General features: G+C 59.7%; 22 protein-coding genes. 13 read left to right on the forward strand and 9 right to left on the reverse strand.

The genetic code is table 11. The features are described from left to right. Nucleotides 1-11 precede the first annotated feature (11 nt). Genes nadD through LJU29_RS04420 form a run of 7 tightly spaced genes read left to right on the forward strand, consistent with a single transcriptional unit; the run spans nt 12 to nt 6,713 of the window. Complete coding sequence (gene nadD, locus LJU29_RS04390) at nt 12-671, forward strand: nicotinate-nucleotide adenylyltransferase (RefSeq protein ID WP_161794688.1); 660 nt, start codon at nt 12-14, stop codon at nt 669-671. 60 nt (nt 672-731) lie between these two features. Continuing rightward, nucleotides 732-1,124: a ribosome silencing factor gene (gene rsfS, locus LJU29_RS04395; protein ID WP_257111706.1), complete on the forward strand. Its 393-nt coding sequence runs from the start codon at nt 732-734 to the stop codon at nt 1,122-1,124. Between the two features lie 9 nt (nt 1,125-1,133). Beyond that, nucleotides 1,134-1,601, forward strand: coding sequence for a 23S rRNA (pseudouridine(1915)-N(3))-methyltransferase RlmH (rlmH, locus tag LJU29_RS04400; RefSeq protein WP_002555336.1), 468 nt, complete (start codon nt 1,134-1,136; stop codon nt 1,599-1,601). A gap of 28 nt (nt 1,602-1,629) precedes the next feature. Continuing rightward, on the forward strand, nt 1,630-3,525 hold the full coding sequence (gene mrdA, locus LJU29_RS04405; RefSeq protein ID WP_005745383.1) for a penicillin-binding protein 2: 1,896 nt from the start codon (nt 1,630-1,632) through the stop codon (nt 3,523-3,525). Nucleotides 3,526-3,556: 31 nt separating this feature from the next. Then, the gene (gene rodA, locus LJU29_RS04410) at nt 3,557-4,660 is read left to right on the forward strand and encodes a rod shape-determining protein RodA (RefSeq protein ID WP_005753105.1); all 1,104 of its coding nucleotides are present in this window, start codon (nt 3,557-3,559) and stop codon (nt 4,658-4,660) included. Nucleotides 4,661-4,677: 17 nt separating this feature from the next. Further along, complete coding sequence (mltB, locus tag LJU29_RS04415; protein WP_257111707.1) at nt 4,678-5,685, forward strand: lytic murein transglycosylase B; 1,008 nt, start codon at nt 4,678-4,680, stop codon at nt 5,683-5,685. Further along, entirely contained in the window at nt 5,685-6,713 is a 1,029-nt protein-coding gene (locus tag LJU29_RS04420) for a septal ring lytic transglycosylase RlpA family protein (protein WP_002555332.1), read from the forward strand. The genes mltB and LJU29_RS04420 overlap by 1 nt, the downstream gene beginning before the upstream one ends. 69 nt (nt 6,714-6,782) lie before the next feature. On the opposite strand, the gene LJU29_RS04425 is transcribed toward LJU29_RS04420, so the two are convergent. Further along, nucleotides 6,783-6,935, reverse strand: coding sequence for a hypothetical protein (locus LJU29_RS04425; RefSeq protein ID WP_004655649.1), 153 nt, complete (start codon nt 6,933-6,935; stop codon nt 6,783-6,785). 19 nt (nt 6,936-6,954) lie between these two features. Between LJU29_RS04425 and LJU29_RS04430 the strand changes: the two genes are divergently transcribed. The 4 genes from LJU29_RS04430 (at nt 6,955) to lipA (ending at nt 10,140) form a co-directional block, all read left to right on the forward strand. Further along, entirely contained in the window at nt 6,955-8,115 is a 1,161-nt protein-coding gene (locus LJU29_RS04430) for a D-alanyl-D-alanine carboxypeptidase family protein (RefSeq protein ID WP_057423516.1), read from the forward strand. 93 nt (nt 8,116-8,208) lie between these two features. Next, nucleotides 8,209-8,484, forward strand: coding sequence for a DUF493 domain-containing protein (locus LJU29_RS04435; RefSeq protein ID WP_002555329.1), 276 nt, complete (start codon nt 8,209-8,211; stop codon nt 8,482-8,484). Beyond that, the gene (lipB, locus tag LJU29_RS04440) at nt 8,484-9,140 is read left to right on the forward strand and encodes a lipoyl(octanoyl) transferase LipB (protein WP_002555328.1); all 657 of its coding nucleotides are present in this window, start codon (nt 8,484-8,486) and stop codon (nt 9,138-9,140) included. The genes LJU29_RS04435 and lipB overlap by 1 nt, the downstream gene beginning before the upstream one ends. Then, entirely contained in the window at nt 9,133-10,140 is a 1,008-nt protein-coding gene (gene lipA / locus LJU29_RS04445) for a lipoyl synthase (protein ID WP_002555327.1), read from the forward strand. The genes lipB and lipA overlap by 8 nt, the downstream gene beginning before the upstream one ends. 120 nt (nt 10,141-10,260) lie before the next feature. Here the strand turns inward: lipA and LJU29_RS04450 are convergent, their stop codons facing one another. From LJU29_RS04450 to leuS, 6 genes are all read right to left on the reverse strand, one after another. Then, entirely contained in the window at nt 10,261-11,598 is a 1,338-nt protein-coding gene (locus LJU29_RS04450; protein WP_002555326.1) for a lytic murein transglycosylase, read from the reverse strand. 83 nt (nt 11,599-11,681) lie between these two features. Then, nucleotides 11,682-11,837: an alternative ribosome rescue factor ArfA gene (gene arfA, locus LJU29_RS04455; RefSeq protein WP_002555325.1), complete on the reverse strand. Its 156-nt coding sequence runs from the start codon at nt 11,835-11,837 to the stop codon at nt 11,682-11,684. Between the two features lie 274 nt (nt 11,838-12,111). After that, entirely contained in the window at nt 12,112-12,327 is a 216-nt protein-coding gene (locus tag LJU29_RS04460) for a hypothetical protein (RefSeq protein ID WP_080718857.1), read from the reverse strand. A 6-nt stretch (nt 12,328-12,333) separates the two neighbouring features. Further along, complete coding sequence (holA, locus tag LJU29_RS04465) at nt 12,334-13,371, reverse strand: DNA polymerase III subunit delta (RefSeq protein ID WP_257111708.1); 1,038 nt, start codon at nt 13,369-13,371, stop codon at nt 12,334-12,336. A gap of 41 nt (nt 13,372-13,412) precedes the next feature. Next, the gene (locus LJU29_RS04470; RefSeq protein ID WP_004655642.1) at nt 13,413-14,018 is read right to left on the reverse strand and encodes an LPS-assembly lipoprotein LptE; all 606 of its coding nucleotides are present in this window, start codon (nt 14,016-14,018) and stop codon (nt 13,413-13,415) included. Between the two features lie 89 nt (nt 14,019-14,107). Next, nucleotides 14,108-16,714, reverse strand: coding sequence for a leucine--tRNA ligase (gene leuS, locus LJU29_RS04475; RefSeq protein WP_257111709.1), 2,607 nt, complete (start codon nt 16,712-16,714; stop codon nt 14,108-14,110). Nucleotides 16,715-17,025: 311 nt separating this feature from the next. Between leuS and LJU29_RS04480 the strand changes: the two genes are divergently transcribed. Continuing rightward, nucleotides 17,026-17,355: a hypothetical protein gene (locus LJU29_RS04480; RefSeq protein WP_005753095.1), complete on the forward strand. Its 330-nt coding sequence runs from the start codon at nt 17,026-17,028 to the stop codon at nt 17,353-17,355. 106 nt (nt 17,356-17,461) lie between these two features. After that, a complete protein-coding gene (locus LJU29_RS04485) occupies nt 17,462-18,232 on the forward strand; it encodes a YdcF family protein (RefSeq protein ID WP_257111710.1) in 771 nt (256 codons plus the stop codon). A 48-nt stretch (nt 18,233-18,280) separates the two neighbouring features. Here LJU29_RS04485 and lnt read toward each other — a convergent pair whose 3' ends face one another. Both lnt and LJU29_RS04495 read right to left on the reverse strand, forming a co-directional pair. Beyond that, nucleotides 18,281-19,801 (reverse strand): apolipoprotein N-acyltransferase, encoded by a 1,521-nt coding sequence (gene lnt / locus LJU29_RS04490; protein WP_257111711.1) that lies wholly within the window; start codon nt 19,799-19,801, stop codon nt 18,281-18,283. A 28-nt stretch (nt 19,802-19,829) separates the two neighbouring features. Next, a complete protein-coding gene (locus tag LJU29_RS04495) occupies nt 19,830-20,672 on the reverse strand; it encodes a CorC family transporter (RefSeq protein ID WP_002555318.1) in 843 nt (280 codons plus the stop codon). Nucleotides 20,673-20,676 lie beyond the last annotated feature (4 nt).

Genomic DNA, 20,676 nt, shown 5'->3' on the forward strand with positions numbered 1-20,676 from the left:
CCACGACAGCGCTGCCCAGACGTATCGGTATGCTTGGGGGTACGTTTGACCCGGTTCATATCGGTCACTTGCGCGGTGCGCTTGAAGTGGCCGAACTGCTGGAACTCGATGAGTTGCGCCTGACGCCCAGCGCCAGGCCTCCGCATCGTGACATGCCGAGTGTCACCGCCGAGGACCGTCTGGCGATGGTTCAGAGCGCGGTTGCGGGCGTGTCGCCCTTGACGGTGGATGACCGTGAACTGAAACGGGACAAACCGTCGTATACCCTCGACACACTGGAGTCGATGCGCGCCGAACTGGCGCCTCAGGACCAGCTGTTCCTGTTGCTGGGTTGGGATGCCTTTTGCGGGCTGCCGACCTGGCACAGGTGGGAAGAACTGCTGGAGCACTGCCATATCGTGGTGCTGCAACGCCCGGACGCGGACAGCGAGTCGCCGGATGCCATGCGCAATCTGCTGGCGGCACGCGCGGTCAGCGACCCCAAGGCCCTGAAAGGGCCGGGTGGACACATTACATTCGTCTGGCAGACGCCTTTATCGGTGTCTGCCACCCAGATCCGTCAACTGCTGGCCAGCGGTAAGTCGGTACGTTTTCTGGTGCCAGACGCGGTACTGGCCTATATCGATGCACGCGGACTTTACCGCGCGCCGAACACTGATGGGTCGTCCTGAAACTGCTTTGATCGATAAGCGTTTGAACGGTCCCACACATACGAGCTGAATGAGTTTTATATGACAAAGCAAAAAATGAGCAGTGAAGAAGTCATCAATGTTGCGATTGCAGCCCTTGAAGAAGTCAAGGGTGCAGACATCCTGACCATCGATGTGCGTGACAAGACCAGCATCGCCGACTACATGCTGATCTGCACCGGTACGTCCAACCGTCAGTTGAATGCACTGGTCGATAACGTCCGTGACAAGGTCAAGGCAGCCGGCCTGAAGTCCCTGAGCGAAGAAGGCAAGGGCGACAGCGACAGCGACTGGGTTCTGCTGGACCTGGGCGATGTGATCGTTCACGTAATGACCGCTGCGGCACGCCAGTTCTACGACCTGGAACGCTTGTGGCAGGGCGCTGAACAAAGCCGTGCCGCCAGCGCTGCGCACCACACTCCAGGCAACGAATAAGGCCTTGATGTGCGTTTGCGTCTGATTGCTGTGGGTTCGCGCATGCCCAAGTGGGTGGAGGAAGGTTGGCATGAGTACGCCAAGCGGATGCCCTCCGAGCTTGCGCTTGAACTGGTGGAAATCCCGCTCAATACCCGGGGCAAGAACGCCGATGTTGCGCGCTTCATCCGTCAGGAAGGCGAGGCGATGCTGGCGAAAGTGCAGCCGGGCGAGCGGATTGTCACGCTTGAAGTGCATGGCAAACCGTGGAGCACCGAACAGCTGGCGGTCGAACTCGATCGCTGGCGCCTCGATGCGCGTACGGTCAACCTGATGGTCGGCGGCCCCGAGGGGCTGGCGCCTGAAGTCTGTGCCCGCAGTGAACAACGCTGGTCCCTGTCGCCGCTGACCCTGCCGCATCCACTGGTGCGCATTCTGATCGGCGAACAGATGTATCGCGCCTGGACAGTCCTGTCCGGGCACCCTTATCACAAGTAGCATCGTCTTTACTGTGAATACGGCCTAAATGTCTCAACCGATCCGCCTCAAAGACCACGAAAAGGACGCACGCCTGGTGCGCGGCAGGGTCGTGTTCGGTGCCGTGGCGGTCGTGTTGCTGGTGTGCGTACTGATTGCCCGGCTTTATTACCTGCAGGTCATCCAGTACGAGTATCACTCCACACTTTCGGAAAACAACCGCGTTCACGTTCAGCCGATTCCGCCCAGCCGTGGGCTGATATACGACCGTAATGGCGTGGTGGTTGCGGACAACCGGCCCAGTTTCAGTCTCAGCATGACCCGTGAGCGTGCCGGCGAGTGGTCCAGTGTGCTCGACACCATTGTCGAGATCCTGCAGCTCACCCCGGATGATCGCATCATCTTCGAAAAGCGTATGAAGCAGGGGCGTCGGCCGTTCGAGCCGGTGCCTATCCTGTTCGAGCTGAGCGAAGAGCAGATCGCCCTGATTGCGGTCAACCAGTTCCGCCTGCCAGGTGTCGAAGTGGTTGCGCAACTGGTCAGGCATTACCCGCAAGGGCCGCATTTTGCTCACTCGGTCGGTTACATGGGGCGGATCAACGAAAAAGAGCTCAAGAGCCTCGATCCGATCAATTACAGCGGCACGCACCATATCGGCAAGACCGGTATCGAGCGATTTTACGAACCCGATCTGCATGGTCAGGTCGGCTACGAAGAGGTCGAGACCAACGCCCGTGGCCGCGTGCTGCGCGTGCTCAAGCGCACCGACCCGATCCCTGGAAAGGACATCGTTCTTAGCCTGGACATCAACCTTCAGGAAGCTGCCGAGGCCGCATTGGGTGGGCGTCGTGGCGCGGTAGTCGCGCTGGACCCTGCCACCGGAGAAGTGCTGGCGATGGTCAGTGCGCCGAGCTTCGATCCGAACCTGTTTGTCACCGGTATCAGCTTCAAGGCCTACGCCGAGCTACGCGATTCAATAGACCGGCCGCTGTTCAACCGCATTCTGCGCGGCCTTTACCCGCCCGGTTCGACCATCAAGCCTGCCGTGGCGATTGCCGGGCTGGACGCCGGTGCAGTAACGCCCGGCTCAAGAGTGTTCGACCCTGGCTATTACCAACTGCCCAATTACGATCACAAGTACCGTAACTGGAACCGCACCGGTGATGGCTGGGTGGATCTGGATACCGCGATCATGCGTTCCAATGACACGTATTTCTACGATCTGGCGCACAAACTGGGCATCGATCGGCTTTCCACCTACATGAACAAGTTCGGCATCGGGCAGAAAGTGTCGCTGGATATGTTCGAGGAGTCCCCCGGTCTGATGCCGTCCCGTGAATGGAAGCGTGCGACCCGTCGCCAGGCCTGGTTCCCTGGCGAAACCCTGATTCTCGGCATTGGGCAGGGCTACATGCAGGCAACGCCGTTGCAACTGGCCCAGGCGACCGCACTGGTGGCCAACAAAGGTGTGTGGAACCGTCCGCATCTGGCCAGAACCATCGAAGGCAAGGCACCTGTGGATGAAAACCCGATGCCGAACATCGTGCTGCGCGACCCGGCCAACTGGGGGCGAGTCAACCACGGCATGCAGGAAGTGATGCATGGCGCGCGTGGTACGGCGCGCAAGGCTGCCATCGGTGCGCAATACCGGATCGCCGGCAAAAGCGGTACGGCTCAGGTAGTCGCCATCAAGCAGGGCGAGAAATACGACCGTACCAAGGTTCAGGAGCGTCATCGTGACCATGCCCTGTTTGTCGGTTTTGCACCGGCCGACAATCCAAAAATCGTTGTTGCAGTGATGGTCGAGAACGGCGAATCCGGTTCCGGCGTTGCTGCACCCGTTGTGCGGCAGGTGATGGACGCCTGGCTGCTCGACGAAAACGGCCATCTCAAGCCTGAGTATGCCGGTTCCCTGAATCTGGAGGCTGCGGCCCGTGAAGAGTAATTTCGACCGCATCCTGTCCAGCGAAGACGTGATGCGTCGCCGTGCCACGTTTTTGCAGCGCATTCATATCGATGGCCCGTTGTTGATCCTGTTGCTGACCCTGGCGGCTGGCAGCCTGTTCGTCCTGTATTCGGCCAGCGGCAAGAACTGGGACCTGCTCATCAAGCAGGCCAGTTCGTTTGGTATCGGTCTGGTTGCAATGGTGGTGATTGCCCAGCTGGAGCCGCGTTTCATGGCGCGTTGGGTGCCTGTGCTGTATGTGCTCGGCGTCCTGCTGCTAGTAGTCGTGGATGTCATGGGCCACAACGCCATGGGCGCGACACGCTGGATCAACATTCCCGGGGTGATCCGCTTCCAGCCTTCGGAGTTTCTCAAGATCATCATGCCGGCAACCATCGCCTGGTATCTGTCCAAGCGCACGCTGCCACCGCATCTCAAACATGTGGCGGTCAGTCTCGCCTTGATTGGCGTACCGTTCATTCTCATCGTGCGCCAGCCTGATCTGGGCACCTCGCTGCTGATTCTGGCGTCCGGGGCCTTCGTGCTGTTCATGGCCGGCCTGCGCTGGCGCTGGATTATCAGTGTGCTGGCGGCCGCTGTGCCTGCTGCAGTGGCCATGTGGTTCTTCTTCATGCACGACTACCAGAAACAGCGCGTGCTGACCTTTCTCGACCCGGAAAGCGATCCGCTGGGCACCGGCTGGAACATCATTCAGTCAAAGGCAGCCATTGGTTCGGGCGGTGTTTTCGGCAAAGGCTGGCTGCTGGGCACTCAGTCGCACCTGGACTTTCTGCCGGAAAGCCACACCGACTTCATCATCGCGGTACTGGGTGAAGAGTTCGGTCTGGTGGGCATCTGTGCGCTGCTGATCATCTATATGCTGCTGATCGGCCGTGGGCTTGTGATCACGGCACAGGCGCAGACATTATTCGGCAAACTGCTGGCCGGAGCGTTGACCATGACGTTTTTTGTTTACGTTTTCGTCAACATCGGTATGGTCAGTGGCCTGCTGCCAGTGGTGGGGGTGCCATTGCCCTTCATTAGCTACGGCGGAACTTCGCTGGTGACCCTACTGTCAGCGTTTGGGGTTTTGATGTCGATCCATACACACCGTAAATGGATTGCTCAAGTTTGATTAAGGTGAACTATTCAATGCAAGCAATGCGTAACTGGGCTCGATATGCTCCGGTGGTCGGTCTGGTAGGCATCCTTGGATCGGTGCAAGAGGCGCTGGCCGGCGACTATGAGGGTTCGCCCCAGGTAGCGGAATTCGTCGGTGAGCTGACCCGCGATCACGGTTTTGCCGGTGAGCAGTTGATGAGCCTGTTTCGTGAGGTCGAGCGCAAGCAGGCGATTCTCGATGCCATTTCCCGCCCGGCCGAACGGGTCAAGCAGTGGAAAGAGTATCGGCCGATGTTCATCACCGATACGCGCATCGCCCGCGGTGTCGATTTCTGGCGTCAGCACGAGGCCGCATTGGCCAGCGCCGAGCAGGAGTATGGTGTACCGGCGCAGATCATCGTTTCGATCATTGGCGTGGAAACCTTTTTCGGCCGCAACACCGGCAATTACCGGGTGATCGATGCGTTGTCGACGCTCGGTTTCGATTACCCGCCACGCGCACAGTTCTTCCGCAAGGAATTGCGTGAGTTTCTGCTGCAGGCTCGCGAACAACAGGTTGACCCCTTGACCCTCAAAGGCTCGTACGCCGGAGCAATGGGCCTGCCGCAGTTCATGCCGAGCAGTTTCCGCGCCTATGCAGTGGATTTCGACGGCGACGGCCATATCAACATCTGGACCGACCCGGACGATGCCATCGGCAGCGTTGCCAGTTATTTCAAGCGTCATGGCTGGGTAGCCGGTCAGCCGGTAGTCAGCCGCGCGACCGCACGTGGCGACCGGGTTGACGAAGGGTTGAGCCCTGCGCTTGATCCGGTAATGTCGGTCGGGGAGTTGCGACAGCTGGGCTGGGCGAGTCATGATGCGCTGCGCGACGATATGCCGGTAACGGCGTTCCGTCTTGAAGGCGACAATGGTCCTGAATACTGGCTGGGTTTGAACAATTTTTATGCTATCACCCGTTATAACCGCAGTGTGATGTACGCCATGGCCGTGTATCAGCTGTCTGAATCGTTGGTTCAAGCTCGAGGCGTCAAGTAATGCGGGCATTGCCAATTCTGCAAACATTCAAGCTTCTGGCGTTGACCGGCCTCGCAGTGCTGGTTGCCAGTTGCTCGTCGCCGTCACGCACAACCTCGTCGCAGTCGCCAAAAGGCGGTGCGGCTGTGCGCTCGATGCCGGGGCTGGACATCAACCGTGCCCACAAGGACGGCGCGCCGTGGTGGGACGTGGATGTCTCGCGCATCCCAGATGCAACGCCGACCCTGCATACCGGTGCCTACAAGGCGAACCCGTATACGGTGCTGGGCAAGACCTATTTTCCGATGAGCGATTCAAAGCGTTACGTCGCTTCGGGCACCGCTTCCTGGTATGGCACCAAGTTTCATGGCCAGAACACCGCCAACGGCGAGGTGTATGACCTGTATGGCATGAGCGCCGCGCACAAGACCCTGCCGCTGCCCAGCTATGTCAAAGTGACCAACCTGGACAACAACCGCACGGTGATTCTGCGCGTCAACGACCGCGGGCCGTTCTATTCTGACCGCATTATCGACTTGTCCTACGCCGCCGCCAAAAAGCTGGGCTATGCCGAAACCGGCACCGCCCGGGTGAAGGTCGAAGGTATCGACCCGCAGGAATGGTGGGCGCAACGTGGCCGTCCGGCACCGCTGATGCTCAATCAGCCGCAAGTGATGGCTCAGGCCACGCCGCCCGCGCTGTCGACATCGACCGGAACCGTCGAGCAATACACGCCGCCACCGCAGCAACACGCCGCACCTGTCGTGCCGTTGCAGGTTGACGCAAAAAAAAACGCTTCAGGACAAGCCGCTGGGCTGTTTCTCCAGGTGGGAGCCTTCGCCAACCCGGACGCTGCGGAGCTCCTGAGGTCGAAACTGAGCGGGATGGTTCGAGCGCCGGTGTTCGTCAGCTCGATAGCTCGCAATCAGCAAACGCTCTATCGGGTCCGGATGGGACCGATCGACACGCCGGGTGAAGCCCAGCAACTGCAAAACAGCGTCAGGTCGGCCAATCTGGGTCAGCCAAGCGTAGTGACATCGGATCAATAAGTTTTTCGACAATCGTTTTCCAGCAACAATGGAGGACGATATGCAGTCGCAGGCAGCGCAGCTTTGCCATCAGGGCCAGCGTTGCAGGTAACTGCCCACAAGGTCGTGTGTCGAACAGGCGACTTTGTCAGCCAGGGTTACAGCCTGGCGCCACGAGCCGTACCGAGGCGTTTTAGCCTCGCCGGTCTGTTCAGTTTTGCCCGCAAGGGCATGTTTGCCCATTAGGATTCTCGAGAGACGGATGAACATCACCACCTTTGCAAAACGTTTGTGCCTGCTTGTTGCACTGATTATTACCCCGACCGTCTGGGCGGCAGAGCAGATGACGCCTGCTGCGCCGCAACTGGCAGCCAAGTCCTACGTACTGATGGATGCCACCAGCGGCAACGTTCTGGTCGAGAACAACGGTGACCAGCGTCTGGCACCTGCCAGTCTGACCAAGCTGATGACCGCCTACATCGCGACCCTGGAAATTCGTCGCGGCCAGATCGGCGAGAACGATCCGGTGACCATCAGTGAAAATGCCTGGCGCACAGGCGGTTCGCGGATGTTCATCAAGGTGGGCAGCCAGGTGACGGTCAGCGACCTGCTGCACGGCATCATTATTCAATCGGGTAACGACGCCAGCGTCGCGATCTCCGAGCACATTGCCGGCAGCGAAGATGCATTTGCCGACATGATGAACAAGACCGCCGGCGATCTGGGCATGACCAACAGCCACTTCATGAACCCGACCGGTCTGCCGAACCCCGAGCACTACTCGTCGGCTCACGACATGGCGATCCTGGCGCGTGCAATCATTCACGAAGACCCGGCTCACTATGCGATCTACTCGCAGAAAGAGTTCTTCTGGAACGGCATCAAGCAGCCTAACCGCAACCTGCTGCTGTGGCGCGACAAGACCGTTGACGGTCTGAAGACCGGCCACACCGACGAGGCCGGCTACTGCATGGTGTCTTCGGCTGTACGTGACGGCATGCGTCTGATCGCAGTAGTGTTCGGCACCAACAGCGAGCAGGCCCGCGCGGCTGAAACCCAGAAGCTGCTGACCTATGGCTTCCGTTTCTTCGAAACCCAGAACTTCTATCAGAAGGGCACCGAGCTGGCTCAGGCAACCGTCTGGAAAGGCACTGAGCGTCAGGTCAAGGCCGGTCTGGCTGAAGATCTGAGCATGACAATGCCAAAAGGCGACATGAAGAAGCTGTCCGCCAGCATGACCATGAACCCGCAACTTGTTGCGCCAATCGCCAAGGGCGACGTGATCGGTAAGGTCGAGGTCAAGAAAGACGATCAGGTGGTTCATACCGCTAACCTGATTGCGCTTGATGCAGTTGAGGAAGGTGGCATTTTCCGCCGCGTGTGGGATAGCATCCGCCTGTTCTTCTACGGCTTGTTCAACTGACCCTCCAGTAACTACTGCCGACCTTCTCGCGGCCCGCTCATGATCTGAGCGGGCCGCGTGTCCGTCGTCACGGCTTGTGAGACCTTTACTGCCATGACTGATACCGACATCAAGTCGCACAAAATCGAATTCCCCTGCGATGACTATCCGATCAAGGTGATCGGTGACACCAGCGTGGGCTTTACTGCTGCTGTTATGGAAGTCCTGCACAAGTACGCTCAGGTCGACCTCAAGACACTCGCCGAGCGTCAGAGCAGCAACGGCAAATACACCACCGTCCAGTTGCACATCGTCGCTACAGGCGAAGATCAATTGCGCGATATCAATAGTGCCCTTCGCGCTACGGGTTTCGTGCACATGGTGCTCTGATGACGGTTGCGCTGGGTTTTCGTGATCTGGGCCTGATCGATTACGAAACCGCCTGGCACGCTATGCAGCGCTTTACCGATGGGCGTGGCCGCGAGGCTGCCGATGAGGTCTGGCTGGTCCAGCACCCCCCGGTTTTCACCCAGGGACAGTCCGGCAAGGCCGAACATTTGCTGCTGCCGGGCAATATTCCTGTCGTACAGGTCGATCGTGGCGGCCAAGTGACTTATCATGGCCCGGGCCAACTGGTGGCTTACCTGATGCTGGACGTCAGGCGCCTTGGTTTCGGTGTTCGCGATCTGGTAACACGGATCGAGAATACCCTTATCGCCTTGCTCGCCGACTACGGCGTCAAGGCAGCCGCCAAGGCCGATGCACCGGGTGTATACGTCGACGGCGCGAAAATCGCGTCGCTCGGTCTGCGCATTCGCAACGGCTGCTCGTTTCATGGTCTGGCGTTGAACGTCGACATGGACCTGGAGCCGTTCCGCCGCATCAACCCTTGCGGATACGCCGGGTTGGCCATGACCCAACTGAGCGATCAGGCAGGGCAGATAGAATTTTCCGAGGTAAGTGCCCGACTGCGTGCGCAGCTCGTCAAACACCTCGACTACGCTGAGCAGGCGACCCTTACGGGCGGAATAAACCATTATGACTGACACCGTGCAAACCCTGATCCCGACGCTGGATGTTTCCGAGCGAGTGGCCCGTCCGAAAGTCGAAGCGGGCGTCAAGCTTCGCGGAGCGGAAAAGGTTGCGCGCATCCCGGTCAAGATCATTCCAACGGTAGATCTGCCGAAGAAACCCGACTGGATTCGTGTTCGCATCCCGGTTTCTCCGGAAGTCGACCGTATCAAGCAATTGCTGCGCAAGCACAAGCTGCACAGTGTCTGTGAAGAGGCGTCCTGCCCGAACCTGGGCGAATGCTTCTCCGGTGGCACCGCAACGTTCATGATCATGGGCGACATCTGCACCCGTCGCTGCCCATTCTGCGACGTGGGCCATGGTCGTCCAAAGCCGCTCGACGTCAACGAACCGAAGAGCCTCGCCATCGCAATTGCCGACCTGCGTCTGAAGTACGTAGTGATCACCTCGGTGGACCGTGACGACCTGCGTGACGGTGGTGCTCAGCACTTTGCCGACTGCATCCGCGAAATCCGCCTGCTGTCGCCGGGCGTACAGCTTGAAACACTGGTGCCCGATTACCGTGGCCGCATGGACGTAGCGCTGGAAATCACCGCTGCCGAGCCACCGGATGTGTTCAATCACAATCTGGAAACCGTTCCGCGTCTGTACAAGGCTGCGCGTCCGGGTTCGGACTACCAGTGGTCGTTGACCCTGCTGCAGCGCTTCAAACAGATGGTCCCGCATGTACCGACCAAATCAGGGCTGATGCTGGGTCTGGGCGAGACCGACGAAGAGGTTATCGAAGTCATGCAGCGCATGCGCGAGCACGACATCGACATGCTGACGCTGGGTCAGTACCTGCAGCCATCGCGCAACCACCTGCCGGTGCAGCGCTTTGTCCACCCTGACACCTTTGCCTGGTTTGCCGAGGAAGGTTACAAGATGGGCTTCAAGAACGTCGCATCCGGGCCGCTGGTACGCTCTTCGTATCATGCCGACGAGCAGGCCAAGATCGCCAAGGCAATGCTCTGACAGCACGCCGCAAAAACAAGAAGGGCCAGGTAGCGATACCTGGCCCTTTTTGTTTGCGGTTGATTATCGTGCCAACGCTCCGCGTGGGCATGCCGTTCTGGACGCTCTGCGTCCTCCCGATTATTGCCCCACAGGCTTGCGCAGGGCCTCCAGCAATTCATGCGTCGGGTAACCATCTGCCGGCCAGCCGAATGATTGCTGCGCGCTACGAATGGCCTTGCGCGTATTGGCACCGATAATGCCGTCTGGTGCGCCTGCGTCATATTGACGTGCCGAGAGCAGGGTTTGCAGTTCAATGCGTTCAGAGCGGCTCAGCGGAGTGTCCCCGCGTGGCCATGCACCTACTACGTACCCGGCCCCTTTGAACCGGTCAGAAAGCAGGCTGATCGCCAGTGCGTACGAGGTGGAGTTGTTGTACTTGAGAATGGCTCGGAAGTTATCCAGCACCAGAAAGGCTGGCCCGCGATAACCGGCTGGCAACAACAAGGCGGCTTGCTGCTGGCTGGCTGCGACTGGAATCGCCGAGCCGTCCGGCTGTTTCAGGCCCAGTTGTTGCCATTCAGCGAGGCTCTTGCGAGTGGTCGAATCTGCCAGCGAGTAATCAAACCCGGAGCCGAGTACCACTTCAAACCCCCAGGGCTGACCGCGTTGCCAGCCAGAGCTTTGCAGGTAATGCGCAGTGGAGGCCAGGGCATCGGCGGGAGTGTTCCAGATGTCACGGCGGCCATCGCCGTCAAAGTCGACGGCATGAGTGTTATAGGTGGTCGGGATGAACTGGGTCTGGCCCATCGCACCGGCCCACGAACCCAGCATCTTGTCCGGTGTGATGTCGCCATGCTGGATGATTTCCAGCGCGGCCAGCAACTGGCTCTGTGCAAAACCGGGACGGCGACCTTCATAGGCCAGCGTAGCCAGCGAGCGAATGACGGATTGCGTGCCCTGGAACGACCCGAAATTACTTTCCATGCCCCATACCGCGACCAGCGCCTGACGATCCACACCGTACTGCTGCTCGATCTTCTGCAGGTCGTCAGCGTACTGCGAAAGCAGCGCCTGCCCCTTGCGCACGCGTGCGGCGGAGATGGCACCGTCCAGGTATTCCCAGATCGGACGGGTGAACTCAGGCTGGCTGCGGTCGGCCTTGACCACGCTCATGTCGGGAGTGACACCGGCGAATGCCTGATCGAATACATCCGCCCGGATACCTGCCTTTAACGCCTGAACACGAAAACCGGCCTGCCATTCGCTGAAGCTGACGGCGGGTTGAATCGTGAGGCTGTCATCAACGACCAGCGCAGGCGTAGGGGCTACGGCAGGAGCGTTTGTCTGTGCTTTGCTGGATTGAAGAGGCGTGGCATCGGCTGCAGTGGGTTTTTCTGCGCAGGCTACCAAGGCAACAAGGCTGGAGGCAGCGATGAGTTGGCGCAGCTGCGGGCGATGGGTAAAACGAGAAGGCATGCTTGAGTCCAAGGGTATTACCGTTAGGTGCAGACCATAACACGGCTAAGCGGTTGAAAGCGCCCCGGAGATGTTGCTCGATATCAGGCCGCCATAAAGCAGGAAGCCTCCCAGCTTTTAGACTGGAAGGCTTCGCGGCGGTAGCTGCCTTTGCCCTTGGCGGGTTGTTCCTGACGACTGCGGAACAATGGCTGGGCAATGATGGATTTGGCCTTGTTCGGCCGCTTTGGCTTGCTCATGGCGGGGTGCTCCTGATGGGTGTTGTAAAGCGATGCAAATAATCGGGCAGATTGGCGCTTGTGTCTAATAGTCGTGTGCTATGACGCGGGAGGCGGACTTGAATGCAATACCTGTGGGAGCGAGCTTGCTCGCGAAGGCAATCGTCCGAACGCTCGAGTTTCAGGGGCTGCACTGACCTCTTCGCGAGCAAGCTCGCTCCCACGAGATATGTGTATGGTGCTGAAAAGCGCGCTTGGCCGCTGTGTAATAACGAGGGTTTAAAATGCAGGCCGATCAGGGCATATCGAATTGATGAAGCAACGCCATCATGGTGATCACCAGAATTGCGAGCCCTGTTGCTACCGTCCAGTTTGCTTCTGCGGTGTTTGAAAACCACGACCCTCTGGATGGATATCTACCGCGTGACAACAGTCGCACGATGGGCCAGCCAACGGGATAGCAGATCGCACGAAGGATTACTTCGAGTAACTCTTGAACAAGCTCGGACATGACAGCTCACTCCGCAGGCAGTGCCAGCCGTTGCCCTGCCATCAATAGCGCCAGTCGGCTGAGACTGCTCCACGGCGAGCCTGGCGCCTGCCCCTTGATCTGTGCGTCGATGCGCTGTGCGTCCATCAGCAACTGGCTCCAGCGTTTTGCCGAATGGCGTTGCAGGGCTTTGCTCATCAATGGTTTGCGCTTGTCCCAGATCGGCGGGCGGGCCGAGCTGAACACTTTGTCGAGTGGCACGCCCTGACTGAACTGCTGGGACATGTTGGCCAGCGCGCGCAGCTCGCGGGTCAGGGCCCAGAGGATCACGGGGGGTTCGACCCCTTCGCCGCGCAGGCCTTCCAGCATGCGCAACGCATGGGCAGCTTCGCCGTTGAGCACTGCATCGGTCAGACCGAATACGTCGAAGCGCGCACTGTCGGCCACGGCCGCCTGTACTGTCTCGACGGTGATCTGGCCTTCTTCGGCCATCAACTTGAGCTTTTCGATTTCCTGCGCGGCCGCCAGCAGGTTGCCTTCGACCCGGGCCGCGATCAGTTCGACGGCGTCCTGAGTCGCTGCCAGGCCCGCCTGCGACAGGCGCTGGCGAATCCATTGCGGCAATTGGCCGACGTCCACCGGCCAGATTTGCACGAACTGGGTTTGCGCACCCTCAACCAGAGCCTTGCCCCATTTGGTTTTCTGCGCACTGCCATCGAGCTTGGGCAGGCTGATCAGCAGCAGGGTGTCTTCGGCAGGCCTGGCGCAGTATTCCATGAGCGCCGCAGCGCCTTTGTCACCGGGTTTGCCTGAGGGCAAGCGCAGTTCTAGAAGACGGCGCTCGGCGAACAGCGACATGCTGGCGCCGGCCTGGAGCAGCGTACCCCAGTCGAAGCTGGCGTCAGCGCTGAATACCTGCCGTTCATCGAAACCTTGCTGGCGCGCAGCAGCACGCACGGCATCAGCAGCTTCCTGGCAGAGCAACGGGTCATCGCCGCTGATCACGTAGACAGGCGCAAGCGCACCTTGCAGGTGTTTACCCAGTTGGGCGGGGGCGAGTTTCATGAGTCAGAGCATGCCGGGGCCAGCTGACTGGCCCCGGACACTTACCTGGCCGGTACTTCGACAGGCGATTGCTGAGGCGTCTCGTCGCGGATCCGCTGGGCGGCTTCCTGTGCGTCGGCTTCAGCCTTGGCAACTGCGTCGGCCTTGGCCTGCAGTTCTTCGAGGCGTGTCGGCGTCATTTGCTGCAAGCGCGCCATCATTTTCTGGATCAGGTCGTTACGCATTTCCTGACGAACCTGGGCAGCTTCCTGATCGGAACCGGTCAGGTTGTTGCCATCGTGAACGTAGGAGCGGTCTGCGGTGACCTTGTCGCCGAGCAGGAAACGATCTCTGTCGCCATGCACTTCATAGGTCAGGGTGGTGGTCAGCTGGTATTCAGCCGAACGCCCCGAACCCGAATAGCTGATGGCGCGCTGGGTTTCTGCTTCGTTGGTCAGCATGAGCTTGTAAGGCGCGCCGGTGTAGACCTTGACGCCGGAGCTGGTCAGCAGGCGAGTGAGTTGAGTCACGGTTTCGCCATAAGCGTTACGCGCGCTGACATCCAGCTCCTTGATGGCCAGCTCGGTGGTGCCGGTGCCGCGCAGCTGGAAGCCACAGGCACTCAACAGAACAGCCAGGCCCATCACCAGCAAATTGCGTTTGATCATCTTGATGCTCCCCTTGAATCCGTTTGGGCCGACACTGCGTACCCTGGAAATATGTTCGGCGCCCGGCGTCTGCCGGGCGCCCGATCCAATCAGCTTGCGACGATGTTGACCAGCTTGCCAGGCACGACGATCACCTTGCGAATGGTCAGGCCATCAGTGAAGCGCAATACGTTCTCGTTGATACGTGCGGCCGCTTCGACTTCTTCGCGGCTGGCGCTGGCGGGCATTTCGATATGGCCGCGCAGCTTGCCGTTGACCTGAATCACCAGTTGCAGGCTGTCCTGAACCAGCGCATTTGCATCGAATGCAGGCCAGCCAGCGTCGATGACCGGCTCATTGTGGCCCAGTTGCGTCCACAGCTCGTGGCTGATGTGCGGCGTGATCGGTGCCAGCAGCAGGGTGACCGTCTCCAGACCCTCCTGCAGCAGCGCGCGATCCTGCGGGGTGACCTGCGGGGCTTTTTCCAGGACGTTCATCAGCGTCATCACTTGTGCGACGGCGGTATTGAATTTCTGGTTCTGGCCAATATCCTGGCTCGCCTGTCTGATCGCCTGGTGAATCGAGCGGCGGATGGTTTTCTGGTCATCCGTCAGTGCCGCAATGTCCAGACCGGTCGATGCGCCTTGAGCGACATGCGCCTGAGCCAGACGCCACACGCGGCGCAGGAAGCGATGCGAGCCTTCGACGCCCGAGTCGGACCACTCCAGGCTCATGTCGGGCGGGGAGGCGAACATCATGAACAGACGGCAGGTATCAGCACCGTACTGATCGATCATGGTTTGCGGGTCGATACCGTTTTTCTTCGACTTCGACATCTTTTCAGTGCCGCCGATTTCCACCGGCAGGCCATCGCTGGTCAGCTTCGCGCTGATAACCTTGGCCTTGGCGTCTCTTTCGAGAGTCACGTCGGCCGGGTTGATCCAGGTCTTCTTGCCGCTGGTTTCCATGCGGAAGTAGGTTTCGGCGTTGACCATGCCCTGGGTCAGCAGGTTCTTGAACGGCTCGTTCGAGGTCACCAAGCCTTCGTCACGCATCAACTTGTGGAAGAAGCGCGCATAGAGCAGGTGCAAAATGGCGTGTTCGATGCCGCCGATGTACTGGTCCACCGGCAACCAGTGGTTGGCAGCATTCGGCTCGACCAGACCACCCTCGTAATGCGGCGACGCATAGCGAGCGTAGTACCACGAGGACTCGACGAAGGTGTCCATGGTGTCGGTTTCACGCTTGGCCGGTGCGCCGCATTTCGGGCAGCTGCATTCGTAGAACTCGGGCATGCGCGCCAGTGGCGAGCCAGCGCCGTCGGGCACTACGTCTTCAGGCAGGACAACCGGCAACTGGTCTTCAGGAACCGGCACGTCGCCACAGGTATCGCAATGCACGATAGGGATCGGGCAGCCCCAATAACGCTGGCGGCTGATGCCCCAGTCACGCAGGCGGAACTGGGTGCGCGACTGACCGAGGGATTTTTTCACCAGTGCCGCTTCGATGGCATCGAATGCGGCCTGGAAATTCAGGCCGGTGAACTCGCCGGAATTGATCAGCTCGCCATGCTCGCCGTAGGCCGGCTGCCATGGGGCAGGCGTCTGGTCGCCGGCGCTGGTGCGTACTACGGGCTTGATCGGCAGACCGTACTGGGTGGCAAACTCGAAATCACGCTCATCGTGTGCCGGCACGGCCATGACTGCGCCATCGCCATAATGCATCAACACGTAATTGGCGACCCACACCGGCAGTTTCTCGCCGGTCAGCGGGTGCTCGACGAACAGCGAAGTCGGCTGGCCTTTCTTTTCCTGAGTGGCAACGTCTGCTTCGGCAACGCTGCCGCCTTTGCACTCATCGATGAACGCTTGCAGCCCAGGGTTGCCTTGCGCGGCCAGGGTCGCCAGCGGGTGTTCGGCGGCAACGGCGACATAGGTCGCGCCCATCAGGGTGTCAGGGCGGGTGGTGAAGACTTTCAGTGCACCGGCTTCGCCGATCGAGGCCTGATCGTACGGAAACTGCACTTCCATGCCGCGCGACCTGCCGATCCAGTTGCGCTGCATGGTCTTGACCTGTTCAGGCCAGCCCGGCAGTTCGTCGAGGCTTTCCAGCAGCTCATCGGCGTAGGCGGTGATCTTGAAGTAGTACATCGGGATTTCGCGCTTTTCAATCAGCGCGCCGGAACGCCAGCCGCGGCCATCGATGACCTGCTCGTTGGCCAGTACGGTCTGGTCGATCGGATCCCAGTTGACGGTGCCGTTCTTGCGGTAGATCACGCCTTTTTCGAACAGGCGAGTGAACAGCCATTGTTCCCAGCGGTAGTAATCAGGCTTGCAGGTGGTGACTTCGCGCGACCAGTCGACCGCCAGACCCAGGCTCTTGAGCTGGTTCTTCATGTAGGCGATGTTTTCGTAGGTCCACTTGGCCGGCGCGACGTTGTTGTCGATGGCGGCGTTTTCGGCCGGCATGCCGAACGCGTCCCAGCCCAGTGGCTGCAGGACATTCTTGCCCAGCATGCGCTGGTATCGGGAAATGACATCGCCAATGGTGTAGTTGCGTACATGACCCATGTGCAGCTTGCCGCTCGGGTAAGGAAACATCGACAGGCAATAGAAAGTGTCCTTGCCTGGCTGTTCACTGACTTCAAAAGACTTTTGCTCATCCCAGAATGTCTGGGCAGCGGCTTCGATTTCGCGGGGCTGATAGAGTTCGTGCATGGCTACTTTTTACTAAAGATTAGTGACCCTTGACCTCTTCATTGCTTCGCCGAGTCAGGTCGGCACCGCGTGGCGGACAATTGCAACTGTCTGTGCGGTGCGTTCGGGCTCAAGAGCACGGAAGTGGAATTACAGGAAGCGCAGTAGCATACATGAGGGCTGTCTATCGAGGGAAACCCTGATTGCGCCTCGCAGCGCTCAAAGCCCGGCTGACAGCCCTATCTGCCCGTTGGTCGCAGTTCCATGCCGGTTTGCACAGCAGCGCTAAGCTCAATTTCGAGGGTGATGATTATCTTCGATGAGGTGAGCGGATGACCGAGTTGCAGCATGTAGTAAGCCTGTCCGAACTGTATGAGCGTCTGATCGACCGCCTCGGGCTTGCGCTCGAGACGGCGAGTACCTCGGTCCGGCTCCGAAACGAGACGCCAGCCGAGCTTGAACTCAAGGGCTTGAGCAGTGCCGAATTCCAGCTGATCGAAGCGTATCTGGAAAAAGGCCTGAGGGCTGCGGACGTCGCTGTCAGGGAGCAGCTGGTCTTCCAGCCGGATCTCGGCAGACCGTCCAGAGCGTCAGCGACTATCATCTGGTTGAAAGACAGGCGACGAGGCAAGGGCCTGGCACGGTTGGGTCGCAACAGTTAACTATTTAAAATCTCGCTTCTGCGCGCAGGCGAAGGGCCTGCTTACTTCAGGCGTTGTCGCCTGGCTTCAAACATTCTAGGCTGCGGACATCCTTGGAGATGTCCCGATGCCTTTGCGCTACCTGCTCAAAACCCTCCTTTTGCCGCCCGGTGTCCTGTTTGTTCTGCTCATTCTTGGCTGGTGGTTGCGTCGTTCCCGTCCGCGCCTGGCAACGGCATTTTTTGCCTTCGGTCTTGGTGGGTTGTGGCTGATGAGCCTGCCGGTGGCGGTAGAGTTCGCTGCCCGTAAAATTGAGCAGGTCCCGCCCTTGCCGCAGCAGCAATGGGCGACACTGGCGCAGCAGGCGGACGCCATCGTGGTACTGGGCAATGGCCGTGAGCGCAATTCTCCGACGTGGGGCACAGATACACCGACTGGTCTGGGGCTGGAGCGATTGCGTCTGGCGGCGCGGTTGTCGAAAACGTCCGGACTGCCAATACTGACCACCGGCGGCTTGCACTTTGATCAGCCGCCCAGCGAGGCGTCGATCATGGCGCAGTCGCTGCACGATGATTTTGGTGTGACGGCACGCTGGCAGGAAGGGCTGAGCCGAACGACATGGGAAAACGCGACAATGACCGCTGCGGTTCTTCAACCGCTAGGCATCAAGCGCGTGGTGCTGGTCACGCAAGCCTGGCATATGCAACGAGCGCGCTGGAGTTTCGAGAAGGCTGGTTTTACCGTGGTGAGTGCGCCGGTCGGCTTTCTTGGTGTCGACAACGCTCGCCCCTTTGGAGGCTGGCTGCCTGAAAGTCGTGTGTTCAGGCAAAGCGGCGTGTTACTTAATGAAGCGGCAGGCTTGCTGGTTTATCCGTGGATTTATCCGCCCAGCCACTGACTCTTTAGCCGGTATCGCCTGAAAGCAGGCGATACCGGCTTCGTGCACTCAGACGGTTTTGGCAATCCGTGCTGCCATCAATGCCCAGCCGAACAGCAGCAGGCAGACAATTGCCAGTGGCCATGAGCGCCAGCGCAGGTAGGGCGTGAGTTCGTGCATCGGTACCACTTCGCCGTACAACACGCCGCGTTCGAACTGCGGAATCTGTACCGTAATCCTGCCAAACGGGTCGATCAGCGCGGTCACGCCGTTGTTGGTGGCGCGGATCATCCAGCGGCCCGCTTCAAGGGCGCGCATCTGGGCCATCTGCAAGTGTTGCAGCGGACCGATCGAGGTACCGAACCAGGTGTCATTGCTGACCGTCAGCAACAGGTCGCTTTGCGCCGACAGGCCTGCGGCGAACTCTGGATAAACCACTTCGTAGCAGATGAACGGCGCGATGTGATAACCCTTGGCCTGCAACAGCGCCTGGTCGTTCGGGCCGCGGGCGAAGTCCGACATCGGCAGGTCGAAGAAGGAAATCAACCCGCGCAACAGGTCCTGCAGCGGCACGTATTCACCGAACGGCACGAGCTTTTGCTTGTAGTAGGTGCCATCGCCTTGGCCGGTAACCGTGATGCCGTTGTAATAGCGATACTCGCCGCGCCCGGTCGGTTCACGCACCGGCACGCCGGTGATCAGCGCTGCGCCGCGGTCCGAAGCGAACTTGCCCATCATCGCCAGATAGCCTTCTGCGCTTTCCTTGAGCACCGGCACGGCGGTTTCCGGCCAGACGATCAGGTCAGACTGCTGCGAACGGAAGGTCATGTCCCGGTACAGCGCGAGCTGATCATTGAGCTTTTGCGGGTCCCACTTCATGCTTTGTTCAATGTTGCCCTGCATCGCCGCGACTTTCAGCGGCGGGCCGGACGGTGATGTCCAGGCATGGTCCTTGAGTGCCAGGCCTGCGATCCAGGGTGCCAGCAACAGCACCACACCCGTCGCCAGGAACGATTTGCGTGCCCGCAAGCGGTGCAGGTTGCACAACAGTGCGGCAGTCAGGCCCAGCGAGAACGAGATTAGCCATACACCACCGACCGGGGCGAGCCCGGCAAGTGGTCCGTAAAGCTGGCTGTAACCGGAATAAAGCCACGGGAAGCCGGTAAGGAACCAGCCGCGAAATGCCTCCTGCCACAGCCATAGTGCTGCAAACGCCAGTGCATCGGCCAGCGGCGCTTCGTTGCGACGTAGCCAGCGCGCCCAGACCCAGGCGGGCAGGGCGAAAAACAGGGCAATGGCAGCGATGAACAGCAGCATCAACAGCCCGGCCAGCAGTACCGAAGCACCACCGTAGGTATGGATGCTGACGTAGATCCAGCTGGTGCCCGCGCCGTACAGGCCAAAGCCGTAACACCAGCCACGAGCCAGCGCCTGGCGCGGATTCAGCTCGCGCAGCCCTAAATAGAAGAGGGCCACCGACACCAGCACCAGCGGCCAGAAGTCGAAGGGCGCCAGGGCCAGGGTCGTGAGCCCGCCAGCCGCCAGGGCCAGCAGGTTACCGGGCCAGCCGGGGCGGGTTATCCAGCGCATGTAGATTCCTTAAAACAGCATCAAGTGGTTACGGACGTGAAATGGGAGTCACGCGCAGCAAATGAATGCGACGGCTGTCAGCGCTCAGGATGCGGAAACGATACGCACCGATTTCAGTGATTTCGTTGCGCTTGGGCAGATGGCCGAAGGCATTCATCACCAGACCGCCCACGGTGTCGAACTCGTCATCGGAGAACGCACTGTCGAAGAATTCGTTGAAATTCTCGACCGGCGTGAGGGCCTTGACCAGGAAGTCACCGCTGGGCAGTGGCTTGATATAGCTGTCTTCCTCGACGTCATGCTCATCTTCGATATCACCGACGATCTGTTCCAGTACGTCTTCGATAGTCACCAAACCTGCCACACCACCGTATTCGTCAATGACGATGGCCATGTGATTGTGGTTGGCGCGAAACTCGCGCAACAGCACGTTGAGGCGCTTGGATTCGGGCACGAACGTAGCGGGACGCAGCAGCTTCTTGACGTCGTCGCTGTCGCCGTCGGCTTTAAGGATCAGAGGCAGCAGATCCTTGGCCAGCAGCACGCCGAGTACGTCATCGTGGCTCTCGCCGATCACCGGGTAGCGCGAGTGCGCAGCATCGATGACCGCAGGCAGGAACTCACGGGGTGTCTGGGTCGCCTTGATGCTGATCATCTGCGAGCGCGGCACCATGATGTCGCGTACTTGCAGGTCAGCCACTTGAATGGCGCCCTCGACGATGGCCAGCGCTTCGCTGTCCAGCAGTTTGTTCTGGTGGGCTTCGCGCAGCAGCTCAAGCAGCTCCTGGCGGTTTTTCGGCTCATGGACAAAGGCCTGGGTCAGTTTACCCAACCATGACTTTTGCCCGTTGCTCGATCGGTCTTCGCTCATAGCC

It is taken from the genome of Pseudomonas ficuserectae (assembly GCF_024584585.1).
Lineage (GTDB): Bacteria > Pseudomonadota > Gammaproteobacteria > Pseudomonadales > Pseudomonadaceae > Aquipseudomonas > Aquipseudomonas amygdali.